The organism is Anaeromyxobacter sp. K (assembly GCF_000020805.1).
In the GTDB taxonomy this organism is placed as follows: Bacteria; Myxococcota; Myxococcia; order Myxococcales; family Anaeromyxobacteraceae; genus Anaeromyxobacter; species Anaeromyxobacter dehalogenans.
Map to the genome: position 1 here is coordinate 1,427,573 of NC_011145.1, position 21,022 is coordinate 1,448,594.

Genomic DNA, 21,022 nt, shown 5'->3' on the forward strand with positions numbered 1-21,022 from the left:
GCCGCCCGGCGCCCGCGCCCCACACCTCCGTCGCGCACGCACACCAGCGGTGACGGTGGTTGACCACGCAGCGGGGCCGTGCGATCCCCGGCGTCGTGCCAGAGCCGCTCCCGAGCGCCGGCGCCGCGCCCACCCCGCCGGATCCGCCGCGGAGGCTGGTGGCGACGTGGGCGCTGGCCATCCTCGCCATCGCGATCGCGAAGGCCGTGGGGCTGGTGGAGCCGACCGGGCTGCTCGGCGCGAACCTGGCCGGCGTGGCGGCGTTCGTCTTCATCGCGCTCCCCGACGCGCGCCTGCGCGCGCGGGGCGAGGGGTGGGAGGCGTACGGCCTCCCCTGGCACGGCGCGCGCGATCCGCGCACCTGGCGCGCGCTCGGTCGCGGCGCGCTCGCGGCGCTCCTCACCTGCGCGGTGGTGTTCCCGCCGTTCGTGGCGGGCTTCTGGGCGTACGCGGAGCTGCTCCCGCGCCTGCCGGAGGGGCTCACCCGCGCGCTCGCGCCCTACGCCGGGGCGCCGCACCTCGCCGCGCGCCTCCCGGACCACGCGCTCCGGCTCGTGGCGGTGCAGGTGCTGGTGGTGGCGCTCCCGGAGGAGCTGTTCTACCGCGGCTGGATGCAGACCTCGTGGGCGCGCACCGCGCCGGGGGAGGGGCGGACCGTGCTCGGCGCGCGCCTCGGCGCGGGGTTCCTCCGGACGCAGCTGCTGTTCGCGGCGGGGCACCTCGTCACGCTCCAGCCCTGGCGCCTCGCCACGCTGCTGCCCGGCCTGCTGTTCGGCTGGCTCCGCGCGCGCACCGGCGGCCTGGTCGCGCCGGTGCTGGTGCACGCCGCGTCGAACCTGCTCCTGGCCACGCTGGAGGCCTCCTTCTACCGGTGACAGGCCGGGGGCCGGGCGCTAAGTAGGGCAGCGCCGGGGTGCGGCCGCACCGGCCGGCGCGAGGGGCACGGCATGGGATCGGGAACGGGCAGCATCCGCGAGATGCTGGAGGACCTGGAGGAGCGCACGCTCCACCCGCGCGCGGCGCGCTCCGCGGGCTCGCGCGGCCGCGGCCGCCCGGAGGAGCCGGATCCCGAGCGCCCCGCGTTCCAGCGCGACCGCGATCGGCTGCTGCACTGCAAGGCGTTCCGCCGGCTGGCGGGGAAGACGCAGGTGTTCCTCGCGCCGCGCGGCGACCACTACCGCACCCGCCTCACGCACACGCTGGAGGTGGCGCAGGTGGCGCGGTCCATCGCGCGCGCGCTGCGCCTGAACGAGATGCTGGTCGAGGCGATGGTGATGGGCCACGACCTCGGCCACACGCCGTTCGGCCACGCGGGCGAGCGGGTGCTGAACCAGGAGGTGCCGGGCGGCTTCCACCACGTGGTGCAGTCGGTGCGGGTGGTGGACGTGCTCGAGAAGGACGGCCGCGGCCTCAACCTCACCGCCGAGGTGCGGGACGGCATCCTCCGGCACTCGAAGGGCAAGGGCAACGTGCTGCTCAAGGGCTCGGGCGAGAAGGCGCTCACGCTCGAGGCGGAGATCGTCCGCATCGCGGACATCGTGGCCTACGTGAACCACGACCTCGACGACGCGCTGCGCGCGGGCCTGTTCGCCGAGGCCGACCTCCCCGCCGACATCCGCCGCACGCTGGGCGGCGGCCGCTCCGAGCGCTTCGCCACGCTGGTCCACGACGTCATCCGCCGCTCGGACGTGGACGGCGGCGGGCACATCGAGATGTCGCCGGACGTGCACCAGGCGCTGCTCGCGCTGCGCGACTTCCTGTACGCGCGCGTCTACGAGAACCCGGTCGTCCACGACGAGTTCGTGAAGGCGCAGCGCATCCTGCGCGACCTGTGGGAGTGGTGCCTGGAGGATCCGGCGCGCCTGGCGACCCGCCACGGCGTCCTGCCCCGGGGCGGCGAGGGGCTGGAGCGCGCCGTCACCGACTGGCTGTCGGGGATGACCGACCGGTTCGCGCTCGCGACCTGGGAGGAGCTGTTCGTGCCCCGGCCCTGGTCGCTGCTGTAGCCGACGGCGGGCGGCGGCGCGCTAGGCGTTCGCCAGGGACGACACCGTCACCTGCAGCGTCCGGCTCACCGAGACGACGCTCCCCTCCGGCACCTCGATGAAGCCGTTCGGCGCGAGCAGCCCCGAGGCGAAGCAGACCGCCTTGACGCGGCGGTGCGGCCGGACGCGCGGGTCGCTCTCCGGCGTGTCGGCGCCGATCTCGTCCAGCTCGCAGGGGATGATGCCCTCGAGCAGCGCGTAGAACAGCGGGCCGCCGCGCCGCGTGGCGACCAGCGAGCGGCCGTTGGTCGCGACGAAGCACAGCCGGGAGGGCCGCTGCTCGCCCACCTCGCGGCACCACGCCTCCACCTGCCGCACCGTGCGCGCCAGGGCGCGCCCGGCCACCTGTGCGTCGAGGTCGAGATCGTCGAGCGAGCCCTCGTCGCGGAGCAGCTTCAGGAACCACATGAAGGCGTGCTCGGAGTCGGTGTCCCCGGCGATGTTGCGCCGCAGGAAGTCGGGGAGCCCCTCGACCAGCCTCGGCTTCACCTGATCGAAGCCCTCGATCGAGCCGTCGTGCGCGAACAGCCACCGCCGGAACCGGAACGGATGGGTGTTCTCGTCCTTGGCCGTGCCGAGCGTGGCCCGGCGCGCGTGGACCAGCACCGCCTCGGAGTCCACGCGGCCCACCAGGTCCGGCAGCGAGAGCGCCGACGGCGCACCGGTGGGGCGTTTCCCGAGGAGGACGTTTCCGGCCTGGTAGTAGCCGAACCCGTAGGCGTCGGGCGCCGCGTCCCCGTCCTGCATGGAGACGTGTGCCTTCAGCCGCTGGAGCTGGCACCGCATCAGGTTGGGATCGCTCTGGAGGATGGCTGCGAGCGCGCCCATGGCGCTCCTTCCTGGTCGTCCGGCGTGGCGGGGTCCGCCACCCCAAGAGTAATAACGCGGGCCTCCGACGTGGACAGCCCGCCGTGCGCGCGCGGCCGCTCGCGCCGTTTGACAGCTTCCCGAACGCGCCGCTAGGATGCCGTAACCCGGCGAAACCGCTGGACCTCCTCGCCGGGCTCCCGCACCATCATGAGCGACGACATCGCCGTCGGTATCGATCTCGGAACCAGCTACAGCTGCGTGGCGACCGCCCAGGCCGACGGGGCGCCGCCCGCCGTGCTCCCCAACGAATGGGGGGAGCGCACGCACGCGTCGGTCGTGTCGTTCCTGGACGACGGGACGGTGCTCGTCGGCAACGACGCGAAGAAGAACATCATCACCAACGCCGAGAACACCGTGTACTCGGCGAAGCGCCTCATCGGCCGCTTCTACTTCTCCGACGAGGTGAAGAAGGCGCAGGCGGTGATGCCGTACCGGATCGTCGAGGGGCCGAACAACTCGGTCCGGATCGGGGTCCGCGACCGGATCTTCTCGGTGCCCGAGGTCTCCGCGCTGGTGCTGAAGGAGATGAAGGCGATCGCCGAGACGGCGCTCGGGCGCGAGGTGAAGAAGGCGGTCGTCACCTGCCCGGCCTACTTCAACGACAACCAGCGCCAGGCCACCAAGGACGCCGGCCGCATCGCCGGGCTCGAGGTGCTGCGCATCATCAACGAGCCCACCGCGGCGGCGCTCGCGTACGGCTTCGGCCGGGACATCAACCAGAAGATCTGCGTCTACGACCTCGGCGGCGGCACGTTCGACGTGTCGATCCTGGAGATCGGCAAGGACGTGTTCGAGGTGCTGTCCACCGCGGGCGACACCTACCTGGGCGGCGACGACTTCGACGACCGGATCATGACCTGGCTCGCCGACGACTTCCTGGCGAAGCACGGGCTCGACCTCCGCCAGAACAAGTTCTGCCTCCAGATGCTGAAGGAGGCGGGCGAGCGCGCGAAGATCGACGTGGGCCGCGAGGGCGTGGCGGCCATCCAGGTGCCGGGCATCTGCCAGTCGCCGGAGGGCGAGGTCATCGACCTCGCCCAGAAGCTCACCCAGGACCAGTTCAACCGGATGGTGATGGACCTGGTGCAGCGCACGTTCAAGGTGTGCGACGAGGCGCTGCAGTCGGCGCGCCTCACCGCCGGCGACATCGACGCGGTGATCCTGGTGGGCGGGCCCACCCGGCTGCCCATCATCCGCAACAGCGTGCGCCACTACTTCCAGCGCGAGCCCATGACCGGGGTGGATCCGGACGAGGTGGTCGCGCTCGGCGCCGCCATCCAGGCGCGCGCGCTGCTCTCGACCACCGCCGCCACCGCCGGCCAGGCCAGCTACCTGCTGGACGTGACGCCGCTCTCGCTGCGCGTCGGGACGGTGGGCGGGTTCACCGAGAAGATCATCGAGAAGAACACCCCCATCCCCATCGAGAAGTCGAAGACCTTCACCACCAGCCGCGACGGCCAGGACCGGGTGAAGATCCGCGTCTACCAGGGGGAGTCGAACCGCGCCGACGGCTGCGAGCTGCTGGGCGAGTTCGAGTTCACCGGGTTCCGCATCGGCTACCGCGGCGAGGTGCAGATCCAGGTGACCTTCGAGATCGACTCGAACGGCATCGTGAACGTCTCGGCCACCGACCTGGAGACCGGGCAGAAGACCTCGACCACCATCAGCCTCTCCTCCGGCCTCTCGGAGCAGGACCTCCGCAAGGCCATCGACGACAACGCGGGCATCGAGCTCGCGCGCGGTCCCCGCGCGGCCTGACCGGCCGGGCGGCCCGCGGACGGACGGGACGCATGGACGCGCAGTTCCTCATCGAGGTGGAGACGCTGGCGGCCGCGCTCGACCAGCTCGACTACTACGGCGTGCTGAAGATCCCCGCCACGGCCACGCCGCCGGAGATCAAGGCCGCCTATTACCGCGAGTCGCGCACGTTCCACCCGGACCGCTACGCGGCGGTGCCGAGCGCCGAGGTCCGCGACCTGGTGGGCCGCATCTACCGCCGGGTGAACGAGGCGTACACGGTGCTGCGCGACGACCGGAAGCGCGCCCGCTACCTCGCCGACATCTCCGGGCCGGACCGCGAGCGCAAGCTCCGCTTCACCGAGGCCGACGAGGCGGCGGTGAAGGAGGAGCAGAAGAAGAAGATCGAGGAGCAGTTCGGGCAGACGCCGAACGGCCGCAAGTTCTACACCGCCGCGCTCACCGAGATGCAGGCGGGGCGGTGGGACGCGGCCGAGCGGGCCCTGAAGAGCGCGCTCATGTACGAGCCGGCCAACGGCCGGTTCAAGGAGCAGCTCGCGCTGGTCGCCGCCGAGGCCGAGAAGCTCCGCCCCAAGGGCGACTACCGGATCAAGTAGGCGTGACGCTCGACCTCGCCGTGCTCGCGGTGCTGGCGCTGGCCGCGGTGGCCGGCGCGATGAGCGGCGCGCTGCGCCAAATGGTGGAGCTGGGCGGCGCGGTGCTCGGGTGGTTCGCGGCGCGGCACCTCGCCGGCGCGGTGGCGGGCGGCCTCGACCGGTGGATGCCGGGGCTGGTGGCGCGCGCGGCCGCCCCGGCGCTCCTGTTCCTCGGCACCTGGGCGCTCGTGTCGCTGGTGGGCGCGTTCGTGCTGCGCGCGACCGGGGTGTCCGGGGTGGTGCGCGGCCCCGCCGACCGCGGCGTGGGCGCGCTGCTCGGCGGCGCGAAGGGCGCGCTGGCGGCGTGGGTGCTGGTGTCGGCGCTGCTGCTCGCCGCGGGGGGCGCGCCCCGCGCGCTGGGGCTCGACCTGCGGGGCAGCGACTTCGCGGCGCTGGTGCGATCGCACGACCTGCTGGAGCGGCTCGATCCGGAGCAGGCGCGCGCGATCGAGCGCGCGCTCCACCGCTGAGCTCACCCGCCGGCGAGGCGCTCCGGCCCCTCCGCCTCGGCGATCCTCGGCCCGATCGCCTCGAGCCGCGCGCGCACCCAGCCGGCGTCCAGCAGCACGCGGGTGCCGCTTCGCTCCGGGGCCTCGAACAGCAGCTCCGCCAGCACCTCCTCCACCACCGCGCGGAGCCCGCGCGCGCCCGCGCCGCGCTCGCGCGCGAACGCGACCAGCTCGCGCAGCGCGCCGTCGGTGACGTCCAGCTCCACGCCGTCCGCCGCGAGCAGCGCGCGCATCTGGCGGAGCACCGCGTCCGGCGGGCCGGTGAGCACCTCCAGCAGCGCCTCGGGCCCGAGCTCGTCGAGCTGCACCATCACCGGGAGCCGGCCCAGGAACTCGGCCAGCATCCCGTACTCGACCAGGTCGCGCGGCCGGATCCGCCGCCGCGCCGCCGCCGCCCCGGACCGCGCGCCGAAGCCGAGCGACCGGCCGTCGCCCGCGTACGCGAACAGGTCGGAGAACGTCCCGGCGCAGACGAACAGGATGTCGGTGGTGTCCACCGGCACGGTGTCGCGGCGGGCCCACTGCGGCCCGCCCAGCCCGAGCGGCACGTGCACCTCGCGCCCCTCCAGCAGCTTCAGGAGCGCCTGCTGCACGCCCTCGCCGCCGATGTCGCGCTGCCCCGCGCCGCCGCGGGCCGGCTGCGAGCGGCGCGCGATCTTGTCCACCTCGTCCACGAACACGATGCCGCGCTGCGCGTCCTCGATGGAGTGGCTCGCGCGCAGCAGCAGCTCGCCGATCATCGTCTCCACGTCCTTGCCGTAGTACCCGGCCTCGGTGAACTCGGTCGCGTCGGCGACGTGGAAGGGGACCTCGAGCACGCGGGCCAGGTGGCGCGCGAGGTGGGTCTTGCCGCAGCCGGTGGGGCCGATGAGCAGCACGTTCGACTTCTGCACCGCCACCTCGCGGCTGGCGCGCCGCATCGCCACGCGCTTCAGGTGGCTGTAGGCGGCGATCGCCAGCGCCCGCTTCGCGGGCTCCTGCCCGATCACCCAGCGCGACAGGCTCGCGTGGATCTCGCGGGGCGTGAGGAGGGGGAGCGGCTCGTCGAGGCGCAGCGGCGGCTTCACACCCTGAACGGTATGGCCGGACGGCGGCGCGGCAACGACGTGCCGGGCGCGCGCCGGGACGCGGCGCCGCTCAGCGCCCGGCCAGCGCCCAGCCGATCAGCTTGTAGAGCAGGCGGGCGCCCACGTTGCCGTCCCAGTCGCCGCCGTCGGGCCCGGGCGACACCTCGACGAGATCGAAGCCGACGATGCGCCTGCCGCTGCGCACCACGGCGCCGATCAGGTACGCGGCCTCCTGGAACGAGAGGCCGCCCGGCACCGGCGTGCCGGTGTGCGGGCAGAGGGTGGGGTCGAGCCCGTCCACGTCGAAGCTGACGTACACCTCTCGCGGCAGCGGCTCGACGATGCGCCGGACCTGCGCCGCCCACGGCTCGCCCTCGAACCGCGCGCGCGCCAGCGGGGCGTCGTGGTGCTGCACGATGCGGCCCCCCGACGCGGCCGCGTAGGCGTGCTCCTCCTCGGAGAGGTCGCGCAGGCCGACCTGCACGATCCGCGACAGCTCCGGGAGCCGCTCGGCCGCGTTGTAGATCACGGAGGCGTGGCTGTACGTGAACCCCTCGAACGCGACCCGCAGGTCGGCGTGGGCGTCCACGTGCAGCAGGCCCATGCCCGGGTGGCGCCGCGCGTGCGCGGCGATCGCGCCGAGCGCGGTGGAGTGGTCGCCCCCCACCAGGCCGACGGTCTTGCCGCGGGCGAGCAGGCCGGCGACGCGCTCCTCGACCCAGGCGTTCACGCGCCCGCAGGCCTCGTCCACCTCGGCGACCGCCCGGGCCAGGTCCTGGCGGCCGGGCACGAGCCCGCCGGCGTCGATCACCGGCTCGGCGGCCGCGCGCGCCTCGCGGTCGAGCCGGGCGATCTCCTCGGGGACGGGCAGCATGTGGATGCCGGCCTCGTACGGGCGGCCGGTCTCCACGTCGAACAGGTCCACCTGCCGGCTGGCGTCGAGGATCGCCTCCGGGCCGCGCGAGGTGCCGCCGCCGTAGGAGGTGGTCGCCTCGAACGGCACCGGGACGAGCACCACGCCGGCGTCGCGCTCGGAGTGGGGGAGGCCGAACACGCCGGAGCCGGGCTGTGCGGCGGCGGAAGGATCGAAGGTCATGGCGGAAGTCTAACGCGATGGGACGGGGCGCAGCCCGGGACGATCCGATCGCCTCGAGGGATCGCGCGCCGTCAGGCGCGCCCGCGAGGTCACGAGTCCCGCGCAGCAGGGTGGGGCGGGGCGCGGCCCCGCCGGACACCGTGCGAGGTCACGGGACCCGTGGAGCACCCGAGCTGGGCGCAGCTCCGTCTAGATCACGGGCGGTCGGACCGACGACTGGAGCTGGAGCTGCACGAGGCCGATCTGGCCGTCGTCGGCCGGCTTGAAGGCGAGCTCGGAGAGCTTGGCCTGCCGGTAGACGTCGAGCATCCGCTCCTGGCCCAGGCGCCACACCGACACCATGGTGCACGCGGTGGAGTGGCCGCAGGCATCCTCGCCGTCGAGGCAGACGTTGAGGGCCACCGGGCCCTCCACCGACTCGATCACGTCGAGGAAGCTGATGTCGGCGGGCATGCGCGCGAGCGCGTAGCCGCCGTGCGGTCCGCGGGTGGAGCGGACCAGGCCCGTGTCCACCAGGGTCTTCAGGATCTTGGCGAGGAAGTCCTCCGGCACGTCCATCTGCCGGGCGATCTCGCGGAACGGGACCACGGAGTCCTGCGGGATCGACGCCAGGTAGATCATGGCCCGCAGGCCGTAGTCGATCTTCCGTGAGATCCGGAGTACGTGCTGCATGAACGCTCGCCTTTCCGCGCGCCGGCCCCTCTCCCTTCCGGGCGCGCGCCGACCTGGAGAGACGGCTATCTTATCACGTTCGAGGTGCACAGTTCATGGGCAACCCGGCCGCCGGACAGGGCGTCAACGGAAAGATTGACCTGCACTCGCACAGCAGGGCGTCGGACGGCCAGTATCCCGCCGCCGAGGTAGCCGAGCGGGCGAGCGCCGCGGGCGTGGCCGTGTGGGCGCTCTGCGATCACGACACCGTGGCGGGGATGGACGACGCGGCCGCCGCGGCCGCGCGGCTCGGGCTGCGGCTGGTGCCGGGCATCGAGCTCTCGGCGTTCCTGGAGCGCCGCGAGATCCACCTGCTCGGCCACTTCGTGGACCCGGCGCACCCGCGGCTGCGCGCGTTCGAGGACTTCCTGGCGCTGCGCCGGCGCGAGCGCATGGAGCGCATCGTGGAGAAGCTGGGCGCGCTCGGCCTGCGCCTCCGCGTCGAGGACATCGAGAAGTGGAGCGGCGGCAAGACCATCGGCCGCCCGCACGTCGCCCGCGCGCTGGTCGAGCTCGGCGCGGTGGCCACCGTGAAGGAGGCGTTCGACGCCTACCTCGGAGAGGGGAAGCCGGCGTACGTGCAGCGCTACCGCCTGGAGGCCGACGAGGCGGTCCGGCTGGTGCGGGCCGCCGGCGGCACCACCACGGTCGCCCACCCCGGCGTCTCGAAGCTGGAGCGCTGGGACCTCGAGCGCCTCCGCCAGGCCGGCGTCGAGGGGCTGGAGGTTTACCACGTCGATCACAACCCCTCGGTGCGCGAGAAGTACCTGCGCATCGCGGAGGCGCTCGATCTCGTGCCCACCGCCGGCTCCGACTTCCACGGCGAGGCGGTCGCGCCCGACCGCCACCTCGGCGACGTGAGCATGCCCCCGCACGAGCTGGAGCGCCTCGAGGCGCGACGGCCGTGACGCGGAAGCAGCACGCGAGCGCAGCGAGCGCGCCGGGGCGACCGGCGCGTGAACGGCGAAGCCGTCCGCGCCGGCGCACGGGACCCGGCGAGCGGGGTGGGGCCCCACGGAGCTCGGCTCCGTGGGGCGGGGCGCAGCCCCGTGGGAACCTCCCCCGCTACTAGCCCCGGAACAGCGCCAGCGACGCGCGCGTCCACTCGATCATCGGCGCCCACCAGACGCCGAAGATCAGGATCAGCACCGAGAACGCGCCCAGCATGAGCTGGTAGCCGGGCTTCGCGGGCATGGGCTTCGGCTCCGCGTACGGCACGTCGATGAACATCGCGCGGACGATCCGCACGTAATAGAAGAGCGCCACCGCGGTGTTGAGCGCCGCGATGACCGCGAGCAGCGCGTACCAGTTGCCGCCCGGGCCGGGGATCCGCTCGAAGACGGCGTAGAACAGGTACCACTTGCCCGCGAACCCGGCGAACGGCGGGATGCCGGTGAGCGAGAACAGGAAGATGGCGAACGCGACCGCCGCGACCGGCGCCCGCTTCGACAGGCCCCGGTAGTCGAGGATCGACTCGGAGCCGGTGGACTCCGCCACCCAGATGACGACCAGGAACGCGCCCAGGTTCATCACCAGGTACACGAGCATGTAGATCATCACCGACTGCACGCCCATGGCCGACACGGTCGCGAGGCCCATGAGCATGTAGCCGGCGTGCGCGATGGAGGAGTACGCGAGCAGGCGCTTCAGGTTGGTCTGCGCGAGCGCGCTCAGGTTCCCGAGCGTCATGGTGACGGCCGAGACCACGCCGATCACCGCCGGCCAGGGGATGCCGCCCAGCGCCTCGGCCAGGCCGGTGGTGGGGGAGGCCGGGCCCGCGAACGCCGACAGGAAGAAGCGGAGCGCCAGCGCGAAGCCGGCCGCCTTCGGGCCGACCGACAGGAACGCGGTGAACGGCGTCGGCGCGCCCTCGTACACGTCCGGGCACCACATGTGGAACGGGACCGCGGCGATCTTGTAGCCGAGGCCCGCGGCGACGAACACGGCGCCGACCACCAGCGCGATGCGGGTGGCCGCGAGCGGCAGGCCCGACGCCTGGATGGCCTGGATGCGCGGCCCCAGCTCGAGCAGGCTGGTGGTGCCGGTCAGGCCGTACAGGTAGCTCATGCCGAACAGCATCACGCCCGAGGCCACGCCGCCGTAGATGACGTACTTCAGCGAGCCCTCGGCGGCCTTGCGGTCCGCGCGGCGGAAGCCGGCGAGGACGTAGCTCACGATCGAGACGAGCTCGATCGACATGTACATCATGAGCAGGTCGGTCGCGCTCGCCATCATGAACAGGCCGAGCACGACGGCGGTGAGCAGGCCGTAGAACTGGCCGACGCGCGACGCGTCGAAGTCCTTGCCCTGCGCGGTGATGAGCACGGTCAGCGCGCCGGCGCCGAGGAACAGCCACTTGAAGAAGATCGCGAACGCGTCGTTCGCGAGCATGCCGTTGAACAGCGTCTGCGCGTCGGCGGGCTGCTGCGCCAGCAGCGCCGCCGCGGCCGCGAACACCACCAGCGAGGCCGCGCTCAGCCAGGCCACGCGGGTCGCGCTCTTCTTCCAGGTGATGTCCAGCACGAAGAGGACCAGCGCGCCCACCGTGAGGGCCGCCTCGGGGCGGAACCACGCGGTGGAGCGCAGGTTCTCTTCGACCAGTGGGATGAGGTCCGTCATGCGTCGCCCCTCGGGCCTACAGCGGCTTGATGTTCTGGATGAGGGCGTGCAGGGCCGGGTTGATGACGCCCAGGATCGCCTGCGGGTAGAAGCCCAGGTAGATGCAGATGACCGCGAGCGGGTACAGCGACATGCGCTCGCGCCAGTTCAGGTCCGGGTAGCCCTTGTAGACCGGGTTCAGCTTGCCCAGGAACATCCGGTGGATCGCCCACAGGTAGTACGCGGCGGTCAGGACGACGCTGGTGGCCGAGATGATCGTGTAGGTGGTGAACACCGGGAACGCGCCCGAGAACACCGTGAACTCGGAGATGAAGCCGGCCAGGCCGGGCAGGCCGAGGGAGGCGAAGAACGCGAGGCCCATGATGGCGCTGTACTCCGGCAGCTCCTGGGCCAGGCCGCCGAACTTCTCGATCTCGCGGTGGTGGGCGCGGTCGTAGATCACGCCCACGATGAGGAACAGCATCGGGCTGATGATGCCGTGGGTGAAGAGGTTCAGCACCGCGCCCGAGATGCCCTGGGGCGTCATGGCCGCCATGCCGAGCAGCGAGAAGCCCATGTGCGAGACGGAGGAGTACGCGATGAGCTTCTTCAGGTCCTTCTGCGCGAGGCAGACGAACGCCGCGTAGATGATGTTGATGACGCCGAACACCGCGATGCCGCCGGCCGCCCAGGCGGTCGCGTCGGGGAGGATCCCGTAGTTGAAGCGCAGGATGCCGTAGATGCCCATCTTCAGGAGCACGCCGGCCAGGATGACGGAGATGGGCGTGGGCGCCTCGACGTGCGCGTCGGGCAACCAGGTGTGGAACGGGAACATCGGGATCTTGATGGCGAACCCGATGAACAGGCCGATGAAGACGATCTTCGCGAACGGGAAGCCGAGGATGGGGGCGGCGTTGCGGAACTGCCCGGCCGCGCCCTGCTTCGCGAGCTCGATCAGGTTGAAGGTGTGGCCGCTCGACCAGGAGCCGTCGGCGAGCTGCGCCGGCGCGCTGTTGTAGTAGATGCCGATGATCGCGAGGAGCATCAGCACGGAGCCGGCGAGGGTGTAGAGGAAGAACTTGATCGCCGCGTACTCCTTGCGCGGCCCGCCCCAGATGCCGATGAGGAAGTACATCGGCAGGAGCATCACCTCCCAGAACACGTAGAACAGGAACATGTCCAGGGCGACGAACGTGCCCATCATGCCGGTCTGCAGCAGCAGCAGCATGGCCATGTAGCCCGGCACCATCCGCACCGAGAAGTGCTTGGGGTGGTGCGGGTCGTCGTGGCCGTGGTCCACCATGCCGGCCATCTCGGCGTCCTTCTTCCCCGACCACCACGGCATCGACGCGATGGTGGCGATGAAGGAGATGAGGCCGGACAGCAGCACCATCGAGATCGAGATGCCGTCGACGCCGACGTAGAACTCGATGTTGAACGCGCGGATCCAGGTGAAGTGCTGGACCAGCTGCACGCCCGTGGCCGACGGGTCGTACATGCGCCAGGCGGCGATGGCCGCCGCGAAGGAGAGCGCGCTCGTCACGAGCGCGATCCAGCGGGAGCCGTCGTCGACGAGTTTCTTGTCGAGGCGGAGGAAGAACTTCGCGGCCAGCAGGACGACGATGAGCGCCGACCCGATGACCGGGAAGAAGGTGGCCCAGCTGAGGACGTTTCCTGGCGTGAACATGACGCGCTCTCCCGGTTGCTACGAGATGAGGAAGTTGAGCAGGACCACCACCAGCGCGCCCCCGAGCGCGCCGTACAGGTAGGTCTGGACCTTGCCGGTCTGGAGCGAGCGGAGGTAGCGGCCGCACGCCTGGGTGACGCTGGCGACGGCGTTCACCGCGCCGTCCACGAGGTACTTGTCGATGGCGCCGTCCAGGTTCGCGACCACGCGGGTGACCGTGCCGGCCAGCAGCACCAGGCGGTCGATCACGTTCGAGTCGAACCAGGACGCGGCCTGCGCGACCTTCATCGAGGGCTTCAGGACGGCGACCGCGTACAGCTCGTCCACGTAGTACTTGTTGTAGACGACCGTCCAGACGCCGAGGAACCGCTCGCGCAGCCGCGCCGGGACCGCGCTCTTCGCGTCCTTGAACAGCACCATCGCGAAGAACCAGCCGACCGCGCCGGCCAGCACGCCGATCGCCTGGAACATGTACTCGGTGGAGTGCGACAGGTGCTGGAACGGCACGCCCTCCTGCGCGGTCAGCGCGGGCGCGAGCCAGTGCTCGAGGATGGGCGCCTTGCCGGTCCAGGCCATGGGGATGCCCAGGAACAGCGTGAGGAAGGAGCCGAGCGCGAGCAGCGAGAGGACCAGGGTGACGGTCCAGGGCGACTCGTGCGGCGTGCCGCCGTGGTGGCCGTGGTCGTCGTGCGCCGTCGCGGCGGCGGCGGCCGGGGCGTGGACCGCGTGGCCGTGGGCCGGGGCGGCGTGGCCGTGCGCGTGGCCGTCGGCGTGGACCGCGCCGTCGGAGGCGTGGACCGAGACCGAGAGGTGCGACATGGCGGCGGCGCCGGCGGCGTGCGGATCCTCGTTGTGCTCGTCGTGGTGCCCGGCGCTCCCGCGGTACTCGCCGGTGAACGTCATGTAGTACGACCGGAACATGTAGAAGCTGGTGCCGGTCGCGGCGACGATGCCGACCAGGAAGATGGCCGGCCCGAGCCACGGGGTGGGCACGCCGAACAGCGCCAGGTGCCCGCTGGTGAACGCCTTGTAGAGGATCTCGTCCTTCGAGTAGAAGCCGTTCATCCACGGGAAGCCGGCGATGGCCCAGCACGCCGCGAGGTAGGTCCAGCGCGTGATGGGCATGTGCTTCTTCAGCCCGCCCATCTTCCGCATGTCCTGCTCGTGGTGGCAGCCGAGGATCACCGAGCCGGAGCCGAGGAACAGCGTGGCCTTGAAGAACGCGTGGGTGAGCAGGTGGTACGCGCCGGCCCAGTACGCGCCCACGCCGACCCCGATGAACATGAAGCCGAGCTGCGAGACGGTGGAGTAGGCGAGGACCTTCTTGATGTCGTACTGGAAGAAGCCGATCGACGCGGCGAAGATCGCCGTCGCGGCGCCGATGAGCGCCACCCAGCCCATCGCGCTCGGCGAGAGCGCGAACAGGAAGTTGAGGCGCGCCACCATGTACACGCCCGCGGTCACCATGGTGGCGGCGTGGATGAGGGCGGAGACCGGCGTCGGGCCGGCCATCGCGTCGGGGAGCCAGACGTAGAGCGGGATCTGGGCGCTCTTGCCCATCGCGCCGACGAACAGGAGGATGCAGACCAGCGTCAGGAGCGAGACGCCCCAGATGCTCGAGCCGGCCAGGTGCTCCTTCACGCCGGTCGAGTCGATCACCACCTGATCCCGCAGCTCGCGGAAGTTCATGGTGGGGCCGACCTTCACGTCGTGGACGGCCGGGGCGAGCGCGTGCGCCTGCGCGGGGGTGGCCGCGGGGGCGGTGGCGTTCAGCTCGGCGATGGGCTGGTAGTCGTTGTTCCGCAGCCCGCTGCCGGTCCGCGGCGTCCACGCGCCGCCCAGGGCCCAGAACAGCAGGAACAGGCCGGCCAGGAAGCCGAAGTCGCCGAAGCGGTTCGCCACGAAGGCCTTCATGCCGGCCTTCGCCTTCTCGGGGTCCGTGTACCAGAAGCTGATGAGCAGGTACGAGGCGAGGCCCACGCCCTCCCACCCGAAGAACATCACCGCGAAGTTGTCGCCCATCACCAGGAGCAACATCGCGAAGACGAACAGGTTCAGGTAGCTGAAGAACCGCCAGTACGACGGCTCGTCGTGCATGTACCCGATGGAGAAGACGTGGATGAGCGAGCCGATCCCGGTGATGACCAGCACCATCATCATGGAGAGCGGGTCGAGCGCGAACCCGAAGTCCACCGTCAGCCGCCCGGCGGTCATGAGGTTCCAGAGCGTGTCCTGGAGGAAGCGCTCCTCGGAGGGGAGCCGCAGCATCTGGGAGAACGCGACCAGCGCCACCCCGAAGGCGGCGAACATCGCGGTCACCGCGATGCGGTGGACGATCTTCCTCCCGAACTGCTGCTGCAGCTTCCAGCCGATCAGCGCGTTGATGGTCGCGCCGATGAGCGGGAACAGCGGGATGAGCCAGAGATAGCCGACGTTCGTGACGGCGATCCGGCCGAGCTCGTGAGCGGTCTCGTGCATCGGCTACTCCCGCATCAGGTCCGCGGCGCGGACGTCGATGGTCTTGAACGTCTGGAAGATGGCCAGGACGATGGCGAGGCCCACCGCCGCCTCGGCCGCGGCCAGGACGATGACGAAGAGGGCGAAGACCTGTCCGGTCACGCCGCCGCCCGCGTAGTGGTTGAAGGCGACGAAGTTCACGTTGGCGCCGTTCAGGATGAGCTCGACGCCCATCAGGACGCCCACCGCGTTGCGGCGGGTGGCCACGGTCACCATGCCGAAGGCGAACAGCAGGGCGCCGACGACGAGGAAGTGCGAGAGCGAGATCTGCATGGCGTTCTCCGGCCGGTCAGTCGGCCTTGATCTCCTTGCGCGCGATGACGATGGCCCCGACGAGCGTCGAGAGCAGCACCAGCGACGCCACCTCGAACGGGAGCAGCCACCGCGAGAGGAACGCGTCGCCGATGGCCTGGGTGGTGGGGGCGAGCGGCGCGGCGGGCCCGGCCTGCCACGGGGTGAGCAGCGCGACCGCCAGCAGCACCGGCGCGGCCGAGACGAACAGCAGGAAGCCGCCGAACAGGCCGAAGCTGGTGTTGGAGACGTTGATCTCGGTGATGCGGTTGGTGAGCATCACCGCGAACAGGATCAGCACCAGCACGCCGCCGATGTAGATGAGCAGCTGGGTGACGGCGACGAAGTCGGCCGAGAGCAGCACGTACAGCGCGCCGGCGCCGAGCAGCGCGGTGAGCAGGCCGAACGTGCTGTAGAGGATGTTGCGCGAGAGCGCGACGCCCGCGGCGCCGGCCACGGTGAGGACCGCGAGCACGTAGAACAGCACGTCCGGCAGCCCCAGGCCGGCCGCCTCCGGGCGCGGCGTGGCCAGCGCGGCGGGGCGGATCACCTGCGTGGTCATGTAGGCGACGAAGGCGACCACCACGACGGTGGCGATGGCCCAGGCGGTGAGCTTTCCTCCCTTGGATTCCATCGGCGGCCTCACTTGGACTCGGGGTTGGCGGCGGGGGCCGCGGGCGCGGCCGGCGCCTCGGCGGCCGGCGCGGCGGGCGCGGGGGCCGCCGCAGCAGGGGCGGGAGCCGCGGCCGCGGGAGCCGGGGCGGCGGCCTTGGCCGGCGCGGGCGCGGCGGGGGCCGCGGGGGCGCCGTCCGGCTTGGCGGCCGGCGCGGGCTTCGCGGCCGGGGCCGCCTTCGCGGCGGGCTTCGCCTCGGCGGGCTTGGGCGGCTCGGGCGGCAGGAACTGCGGGGCGGCCCGATCCCAGGCGTTGGTCTCGAGGCGCTTGCGCACCAGCGAGCCCAGCGGGACGCGCGGGTAGTACTCCGCGTTCTTGTCCACCTTGTAGACCGGGAACGGGTTCATCGGGTCGGCCCACCGGAACACCAGGTTGCGGATGTGCCGGTGCGTGCCCTCGAACTCGCGGGTGTGCTGGATCGAGCCGGTGGGGCAGGGCTCGACGCACAGGCCGCAGAACATGCACTTCGCCTCGTCGATGTCGAACTGCGTGACGACGCGCTGCTTCGGGTTGGCCGCGTCCTTCTCCAGCGAGATCTGGATGCAGCCGATCGGGCAGGCGCGCTCGCAGGCCTGGCACCCGGTGCAGATGCCGGTGTCCACCTCGAGGAACCCGCGGTAGCGCGGCGGGAGCATGTCGCGCACCGGCATGGGCGTGCGGTCCGGGTACTGGACCGTCGTCGGGCGGCGGGCGAGGTACGAGAGCGTGATCGAGAGGCCGTGCCAGAAGGACTTCACCGTGTCCCGGATGGCGCCGGTGTACTCGCGGACGGTCTGAGGCATCGTTCCGGTCCCCTTACCAGTTGGTGAAGTCGACGCGGTCGCCGACCGCGGAGATGTTCCGCCGCGTCAGGCGGAGGAAGAAGAAGCCCGCCACCACCGCCGCGGCGACCATCAGGCCCCCGATCACCGGCGCGGTGGCCGGGACGCGCGTCACCAGGATCTGCCAGAGCAGCGTGGCGACGAAGCAGACGAAGGCGAACGGGACCAGGTACTTCCAGCAGAGGCTCATCATCTGGTCCACGCGGATGCGGGGGAGCGTCCAGCGGACCCACACCACCACGTTGAGGAGCACCAGCGTCTTCGCGACGAAGATCAGCATCGAGGCGAGCTGGAGGCCCCACCAGGCCAGGCCGGGGAGGTCGCCGGCGCCGCGCGCCGCCGCGAACACCTCGGGGCCGGCGAACGGCACCTGCCAGCCGCCGAAGAACAGCGTCACGCTGATCGCCGACATCACCCAGAGGTTGCCGAACTCGACCAGGAAGAAGAGCGCGAAGCGGAACGCGGAGTACTCGGAGAGGTAGCCGGCCACCAGCTCCGACTCGGCCTCGGGGAGGTCGAACGGGGTGCGGTTGCCCTCGGCGAGCTGCGCCACGAAGAAGATCCCGAACGCGACCAGCGCGAACGGGTTCGTGAGCGCGTGCCACTCCCACGGCCAGGCGCCCTGCGAGCGGATGATGCCCTGCATCGAGAGCGTGCCGGACATGAGCACCGGCACCATCACGGCCAGGCCGGCCGGGATCTCGTAGGAGATCACCTGCGCGGCGGACCGCATGCCGCCGAACAGCGCCCACTTGGAGTTGGAGGACCAGCCGGCGATCAGGATGCCGACCACGATGAGCGCGGTGACCGCCGTGATGTAGAAGATGCCGACGTTCAGGTCGGCGGCGATGAGGCTCTCGCCGAACGGCAGGGCCACGAACACCAGCGCGAAGCCCACCATCACGAAGTACGGCGCCGCGCGGAAGAGCAGCCGGTCCGCCTCGGCGGGGATGAGGTCCTCCTTGAGGAGGAGCTTCACCGCGTCGGCGATCCACTGGAAGAAGCCGGCCGCGCCCACGCGGTTGTAGCCGATGCGGCTCTGCATGCGGGCGCTGACCCGCATCTCCCACCACACCGTCATGCCGGAGATGACCGCGCCGAAGGACACGAGGATCAGCGCCAGCACCGCCATGGCCACCAGCCACAGCGCGTACCGGCCGCCCTGCGACCACGCGGAGACGTCCACCCCGGCCGCGCGGAGCGCCGCCGCGAGCATGGCGGGCTTCGAGAGCGGCGACAGCACCAGCACCGCGCCGAGCAGGATGGTGGGCAGCCCGAACCCGACCGCGAGCGTCGCGAGCACGACGCCGCGGGCCGTCCTGCCCGGCCCCTTGCTCAGGTCCTGGTTCTTGATGGCGGGGGCGTTCATCGATCGATCTCCGGGGCGACGACGTCGAGCGACGAGATGAGGGCCACCAGGTCGGCGACCATCAGGCCGCGCGAGATGTCCTCGATGATGCACATGGCGGTGAAGGAGCCGGTGCGGGCGCGCACCCGGTACGCCTTGTTGGTGCCGTCGGAGATCACGTAGTAGGCGAGCTCGCCGCGCGCGCTCTCGACGCGCCCGATCGCCTCGCCCGCCTCCGGCTTGATGTTGCGGGGCACCTTGGCGGTGATCTCGCCCTCCGGCAGCGAGTCCAGCGCCTGGCGGACGATCTTCGAGGACTCGGCCATCTCCAGGCAGCGCACGTAGTACCGGTCGAACGAGTCGCCCGAGGTGCCGAAGAAGCCCTTGCCCACCGGCACGTCGAACTTGAAGTTCGGGTACGCGCCGTACGGCAGGTCGCGGCGGACGTCCCAGTCCACGCCCGAGCCGCGCAGGTTCGGGCCGACCAGGCCGTAGTTGATCGCCATCGGGCCCGGGATCACCGCCACGTTCGCGAGGCGCTTCACGTAGATCTCGTTGAACGAGATCAGCCGGTCGAACTCGGCCAGGAACTTGTCGAAGTGGTCGAGGAAGTGGAGGACCTTGTCCCGCCAGCCCTCCGGCAGGTCGAACGCGACGCCGCCGATGCGGTGGTAGTTGTAGGTCAGCCGCGCGCCGCAGAGCGCCTCGAGCAGGTCGTTGATGGTCTCGCGCTCGCGGATGCCGTGGAGCATCGGCGTGAACGCGCCGATGTCCATGACCATCGTGCCCACCGACACCAGGTGGGAGGCGATGCGGCACAGCTCGCAGGAGATGGCGCGCAGCCACTGGGCCCGCTGCGGCACCTCGATCTTGAGCAGCCGCTCGACCGCGATGGCGTAGCCCTCGTTGGCGAACATCGCCGCCACGTAGTCCACGCGGTCGGTGTACGGCATGAAGCCGGGGTACCCGACCATCTCGCCGATCTTCTCGATCGAGCGGTGCAGGTAGCCGACGTCCGGCGTGGCGCGCTTCAGCACCTCGCCGTCGGTCTCGACCAGGAAGTTGATGACGCCGTGGGTGGACGGGTGCTGCGGGCCGAAGTTGAGGATCATCTCCTCGTTCTGGCGGTCCACGCGGCGGAGGATGAGCTTTTCCATGTCGTCTCCCTACGCCTTGGGGGCGGCCGCGGCGGCGTCGGGCGCGGCCGGCGGCGCCGCCTTGGCGGCGGCCTCGGCGCGGCGCTGGTCGTCGAGCCGCTTCAGCTCGACGAGCGGGTTCTCGCGGACGTTGGAGATGCCGTGCCAGCCGCCCGCCTCCTGGTAGTCCTTGCGGAGCGGGTGGCCCACCCAGTCGTCCGGCAGCATCAGCCGGCGCAGGTCCGGGTGGCCGGGGAAGCTCACGCCGAACAGGTCGTAGACCTCGCGCTCGAACCAGTTCGCGGTCTTCCAGACGCCCTCGACGGTCGGGACGACCGGCGCGGCGCGGTCCGCCTCGACCTTCAGCACGATCGAGTGGCGGTGGCGGTACGAGAGCAGGTGGTAGACGACCTCGATCACGTTCCGCTTCGGCCAGTCCACCGCGGTCAGGTCCTCGAGGAAGTCCATCTCGAGGCCGGGCTCGGTGGCGAGGAAGCGGGAGACCTCGACGATCCGCTCCGCCTTCACCACGCAGAACGCGTCGATCTTCGGCTCGGACAGCGGGCCGACGTCGTCTCCGAACCGCGCCTTCAGCCGCTCGTGGATTTCATGAGTCGTCATTCGTCCCTCTTCTACGGTACAGGGCGAAGCGGTACGCCCCATCCGAGCGTTCCGCCCCGCCCCGTCCTGAAACTGCCGGTCAGCGAGCTACGAGTGGTGGAAGGGAGGCCGCTAGGCACCCTCCGCCTGCGCTGCCGGGCGACGCTTGGTGGACCAGGGCTCGCTCCGGACGATCTCCTGGAGCCGGAGGAGGCCCTCGGTGAGCGCCTCCGGCCGCGGCGGGCAGCCCGGGACATAGACGTCCACCGGGATGACCTTGTCGACGCCCTTGCAGACCGAGTAGCCGAGCTGGAAGAGGCCGCCGCAGTTCGAGCAGGAGCCCATCGAGATGACGTACTTCGGCTCGGGCATCTGGTCGTAGAGCAGGCGGGCGCGCTCGGCCATCTTGTAGGTGAGCGTGCCGGCCACGATCATGAAGTCGGCCTGGCGGGGGGAGGCGCGGGGGATCGCGCCGAAGCGCATCACGTCGGCGCGCGGGCCGCCGGTCTGCATCAGCTCGATGCCGCAGCACGCCAGGCCGAACGTCAGGTAGTAGAGCGAGCTCGCGCGCGCGAGGTTGATGAGGTTGTCCAGCTGGCTCGTGTGGAGCAGCGTGACGTCGCCGCCGATCCCCGGGTCCATGCGTGCCGCCATGTGCGA

Annotated in this window: 20 protein-coding genes; 6 read left to right on the forward strand and 14 right to left on the reverse strand. The window is 71.4% G+C overall.

The annotated features are described in order from the left end of the window. Positions 1-95: 95 nt before the first annotated feature. Together mrtX and ANAEK_RS06305 are read left to right on the forward strand one after the other, a co-directional pair. A complete protein-coding gene (mrtX, locus tag ANAEK_RS06300) occupies positions 96-875 on the forward strand; it encodes a myxosortase MrtX (protein ID WP_232288382.1) in 780 nt (259 codons plus the stop codon). A 72-nt stretch (positions 876-947) separates the two neighbouring features. Beyond that, on the forward strand, positions 948-2,006 hold the full coding sequence (locus ANAEK_RS06305) for a deoxyguanosinetriphosphate triphosphohydrolase (protein WP_012525315.1): 1,059 nt from the start codon (positions 948-950) through the stop codon (positions 2,004-2,006). A gap of 21 nt (positions 2,007-2,027) precedes the next feature. Here ANAEK_RS06305 and ANAEK_RS06310 read toward each other — a convergent pair whose 3' ends face one another. Continuing rightward, complete coding sequence (locus ANAEK_RS06310) at positions 2,028-2,873, reverse strand: class II glutamine amidotransferase (RefSeq protein WP_012525316.1); 846 nt, start codon at positions 2,871-2,873, stop codon at positions 2,028-2,030. Positions 2,874-3,062: 189 nt separating this feature from the next. Here ANAEK_RS06310 and ANAEK_RS06315 point away from each other — a divergent pair, with 189 nt between their 5' ends. Genes ANAEK_RS06315 through ANAEK_RS06325 form a run of 3 tightly spaced genes read left to right on the forward strand, consistent with a single transcriptional unit; the run spans position 3,063 to position 5,778 of the window. Continuing rightward, positions 3,063-4,673, forward strand: a complete 1,611-nt coding sequence (locus ANAEK_RS06315) for an Hsp70 family protein (protein WP_012525317.1) — start codon at positions 3,063-3,065, stop codon at positions 4,671-4,673. Between the two features lie 32 nt (positions 4,674-4,705). Then, on the forward strand, positions 4,706-5,269 hold the full coding sequence (locus ANAEK_RS06320; RefSeq protein ID WP_012525318.1) for a J domain-containing protein: 564 nt from the start codon (positions 4,706-4,708) through the stop codon (positions 5,267-5,269). A gap of 2 nt (positions 5,270-5,271) precedes the next feature. Further along, on the forward strand, positions 5,272-5,778 hold the full coding sequence (locus tag ANAEK_RS06325) for a CvpA family protein (protein WP_012525319.1): 507 nt from the start codon (positions 5,272-5,274) through the stop codon (positions 5,776-5,778). Between the two features lie 2 nt (positions 5,779-5,780). Here ANAEK_RS06325 and clpX read toward each other — a convergent pair whose 3' ends face one another. From clpX to ANAEK_RS06340, 3 genes are all read right to left on the reverse strand, one after another. After that, positions 5,781-6,884 carry an ATP-dependent Clp protease ATP-binding subunit ClpX gene (gene clpX, locus ANAEK_RS06330; protein WP_012525320.1) on the reverse strand — a complete coding sequence of 368 codons (1,104 nt, stop codon included), beginning with the start codon at positions 6,882-6,884 and terminating at the stop codon, positions 5,781-5,783. Between the two features lie 70 nt (positions 6,885-6,954). After that, entirely contained in the window at positions 6,955-7,980 is a 1,026-nt protein-coding gene (locus ANAEK_RS06335) for an agmatinase family protein (protein ID WP_012525321.1), read from the reverse strand. 189 nt (positions 7,981-8,169) lie between these two features. Beyond that, on the reverse strand, positions 8,170-8,652 hold the full coding sequence (locus ANAEK_RS06340; RefSeq protein WP_012525322.1) for an Rrf2 family transcriptional regulator: 483 nt from the start codon (positions 8,650-8,652) through the stop codon (positions 8,170-8,172). Positions 8,653-8,747: 95 nt separating this feature from the next. Here ANAEK_RS06340 and ANAEK_RS06345 point away from each other — a divergent pair, with 95 nt between their 5' ends. Next, positions 8,748-9,599 (forward strand): PHP domain-containing protein, encoded by an 852-nt coding sequence (locus ANAEK_RS06345; RefSeq protein ID WP_012525323.1) that lies wholly within the window; start codon positions 8,748-8,750, stop codon positions 9,597-9,599. Positions 9,600-9,759: 160 nt separating this feature from the next. Here the strand turns inward: ANAEK_RS06345 and ANAEK_RS06350 are convergent, their stop codons facing one another. From ANAEK_RS06350 to ANAEK_RS06395, 10 genes are all read right to left on the reverse strand, one after another. Then, complete coding sequence (locus ANAEK_RS06350) at positions 9,760-11,310, reverse strand: NADH-quinone oxidoreductase subunit N (RefSeq protein ID WP_012525324.1); 1,551 nt, start codon at positions 11,308-11,310, stop codon at positions 9,760-9,762. Between the two features lie 16 nt (positions 11,311-11,326). After that, on the reverse strand, positions 11,327-12,976 hold the full coding sequence (locus tag ANAEK_RS06355; RefSeq protein WP_012525325.1) for a NuoM family protein: 1,650 nt from the start codon (positions 12,974-12,976) through the stop codon (positions 11,327-11,329). 18 nt (positions 12,977-12,994) lie between these two features. Beyond that, positions 12,995-15,454 (reverse strand): proton-conducting transporter membrane subunit, encoded by a 2,460-nt coding sequence (locus ANAEK_RS06360; RefSeq protein WP_012525326.1) that lies wholly within the window; start codon positions 15,452-15,454, stop codon positions 12,995-12,997. Positions 15,455-15,457: 3 nt separating this feature from the next. After that, positions 15,458-15,766 (reverse strand): NADH-quinone oxidoreductase subunit NuoK, encoded by a 309-nt coding sequence (gene nuoK, locus ANAEK_RS06365; protein ID WP_012525327.1) that lies wholly within the window; start codon positions 15,764-15,766, stop codon positions 15,458-15,460. A gap of 16 nt (positions 15,767-15,782) precedes the next feature. Then, positions 15,783-16,418 (reverse strand): NADH-quinone oxidoreductase subunit J, encoded by a 636-nt coding sequence (locus ANAEK_RS06370; RefSeq protein WP_012525328.1) that lies wholly within the window; start codon positions 16,416-16,418, stop codon positions 15,783-15,785. Positions 16,419-16,426: 8 nt separating this feature from the next. Further along, positions 16,427-17,239, reverse strand: coding sequence for a 4Fe-4S binding protein (locus ANAEK_RS06375; RefSeq protein ID WP_012525329.1), 813 nt, complete (start codon positions 17,237-17,239; stop codon positions 16,427-16,429). A gap of 13 nt (positions 17,240-17,252) precedes the next feature. After that, on the reverse strand, positions 17,253-18,647 hold the full coding sequence (locus ANAEK_RS06380) for a complex I subunit 1 family protein (RefSeq protein WP_012525330.1): 1,395 nt from the start codon (positions 18,645-18,647) through the stop codon (positions 17,253-17,255). Next, positions 18,644-19,783 (reverse strand): NADH-quinone oxidoreductase subunit D, encoded by a 1,140-nt coding sequence (locus ANAEK_RS06385; RefSeq protein ID WP_012525331.1) that lies wholly within the window; start codon positions 19,781-19,783, stop codon positions 18,644-18,646. Before ANAEK_RS06385 ends, ANAEK_RS06380 begins: the two co-directional genes overlap by 4 nt. Positions 19,784-19,792: 9 nt before the next feature. Further along, on the reverse strand, positions 19,793-20,383 hold the full coding sequence (locus ANAEK_RS06390; protein ID WP_012525332.1) for an NADH-quinone oxidoreductase subunit C: 591 nt from the start codon (positions 20,381-20,383) through the stop codon (positions 19,793-19,795). Between the two features lie 111 nt (positions 20,384-20,494). Further along, on the reverse strand, positions 20,495-21,016 hold the full coding sequence (locus ANAEK_RS06395) for an NADH-quinone oxidoreductase subunit B (RefSeq protein WP_012525333.1): 522 nt from the start codon (positions 21,014-21,016) through the stop codon (positions 20,495-20,497). Positions 21,017-21,022: the final 6 nt, after the last annotated feature.

Excerpts from the sequence above, each read along its gene's own strand:
- ANAEK_RS06305 (WP_012525315.1), top strand. The coding sequence starts at position 948 with ATGGGATCGGGAACGGGCAGCATCCGCGAGATGCTGGAGGACCTGGAG.
- ANAEK_RS06310 (WP_012525316.1), bottom strand. The coding sequence starts at position 2,873 with ATGGGCGCGCTCGCAGCCATCCTCCAGAGCGATCCCAACCTGATGCGG.
- ANAEK_RS06315 (WP_012525317.1), top strand. The coding sequence starts at position 3,063 with ATGAGCGACGACATCGCCGTCGGTATCGATCTCGGAACCAGCTACAGC.
- ANAEK_RS06320 (WP_012525318.1), top strand. The coding sequence starts at position 4,706 with ATGGACGCGCAGTTCCTCATCGAGGTGGAGACGCTGGCGGCCGCGCTC.
- ANAEK_RS06335 (WP_012525321.1), bottom strand. The coding sequence starts at position 7,980 with ATGACCTTCGATCCTTCCGCCGCCGCACAGCCCGGCTCCGGCGTGTTC.
- ANAEK_RS06340 (WP_012525322.1), bottom strand. The coding sequence starts at position 8,652 with ATGCAGCACGTACTCCGGATCTCACGGAAGATCGACTACGGCCTGCGG.
- ANAEK_RS06345 (WP_012525323.1), top strand. The coding sequence starts at position 8,748 with ATGGGCAACCCGGCCGCCGGACAGGGCGTCAACGGAAAGATTGACCTG.
- ANAEK_RS06350 (WP_012525324.1), bottom strand. The coding sequence starts at position 11,310 with ATGACGGACCTCATCCCACTGGTCGAAGAGAACCTGCGCTCCACCGCG.
- ANAEK_RS06355 (WP_012525325.1), bottom strand. The coding sequence starts at position 12,976 with ATGTTCACGCCAGGAAACGTCCTCAGCTGGGCCACCTTCTTCCCGGTC.
- ANAEK_RS06360 (WP_012525326.1), bottom strand. The coding sequence starts at position 15,454 with ATGCACGAGACCGCTCACGAGCTCGGCCGGATCGCCGTCACGAACGTC.
- nuoK (WP_012525327.1), bottom strand. The coding sequence starts at position 15,766 with ATGCAGATCTCGCTCTCGCACTTCCTCGTCGTCGGCGCCCTGCTGTTC.
- ANAEK_RS06370 (WP_012525328.1), bottom strand. The coding sequence starts at position 16,418 with ATGGAATCCAAGGGAGGAAAGCTCACCGCCTGGGCCATCGCCACCGTC.
- ANAEK_RS06375 (WP_012525329.1), bottom strand. The coding sequence starts at position 17,239 with ATGCCTCAGACCGTCCGCGAGTACACCGGCGCCATCCGGGACACGGTG.
- ANAEK_RS06380 (WP_012525330.1), bottom strand. The coding sequence starts at position 18,647 with ATGAACGCCCCCGCCATCAAGAACCAGGACCTGAGCAAGGGGCCGGGC.
- ANAEK_RS06385 (WP_012525331.1), bottom strand. The coding sequence starts at position 19,783 with ATGGAAAAGCTCATCCTCCGCCGCGTGGACCGCCAGAACGAGGAGATG.
- ANAEK_RS06390 (WP_012525332.1), bottom strand. The coding sequence starts at position 20,383 with ATGACGACTCATGAAATCCACGAGCGGCTGAAGGCGCGGTTCGGAGAC.
- ANAEK_RS06395 (WP_012525333.1), bottom strand. The coding sequence starts at position 21,016 with ATGGCGGCACGCATGGACCCGGGGATCGGCGGCGACGTCACGCTGCTC.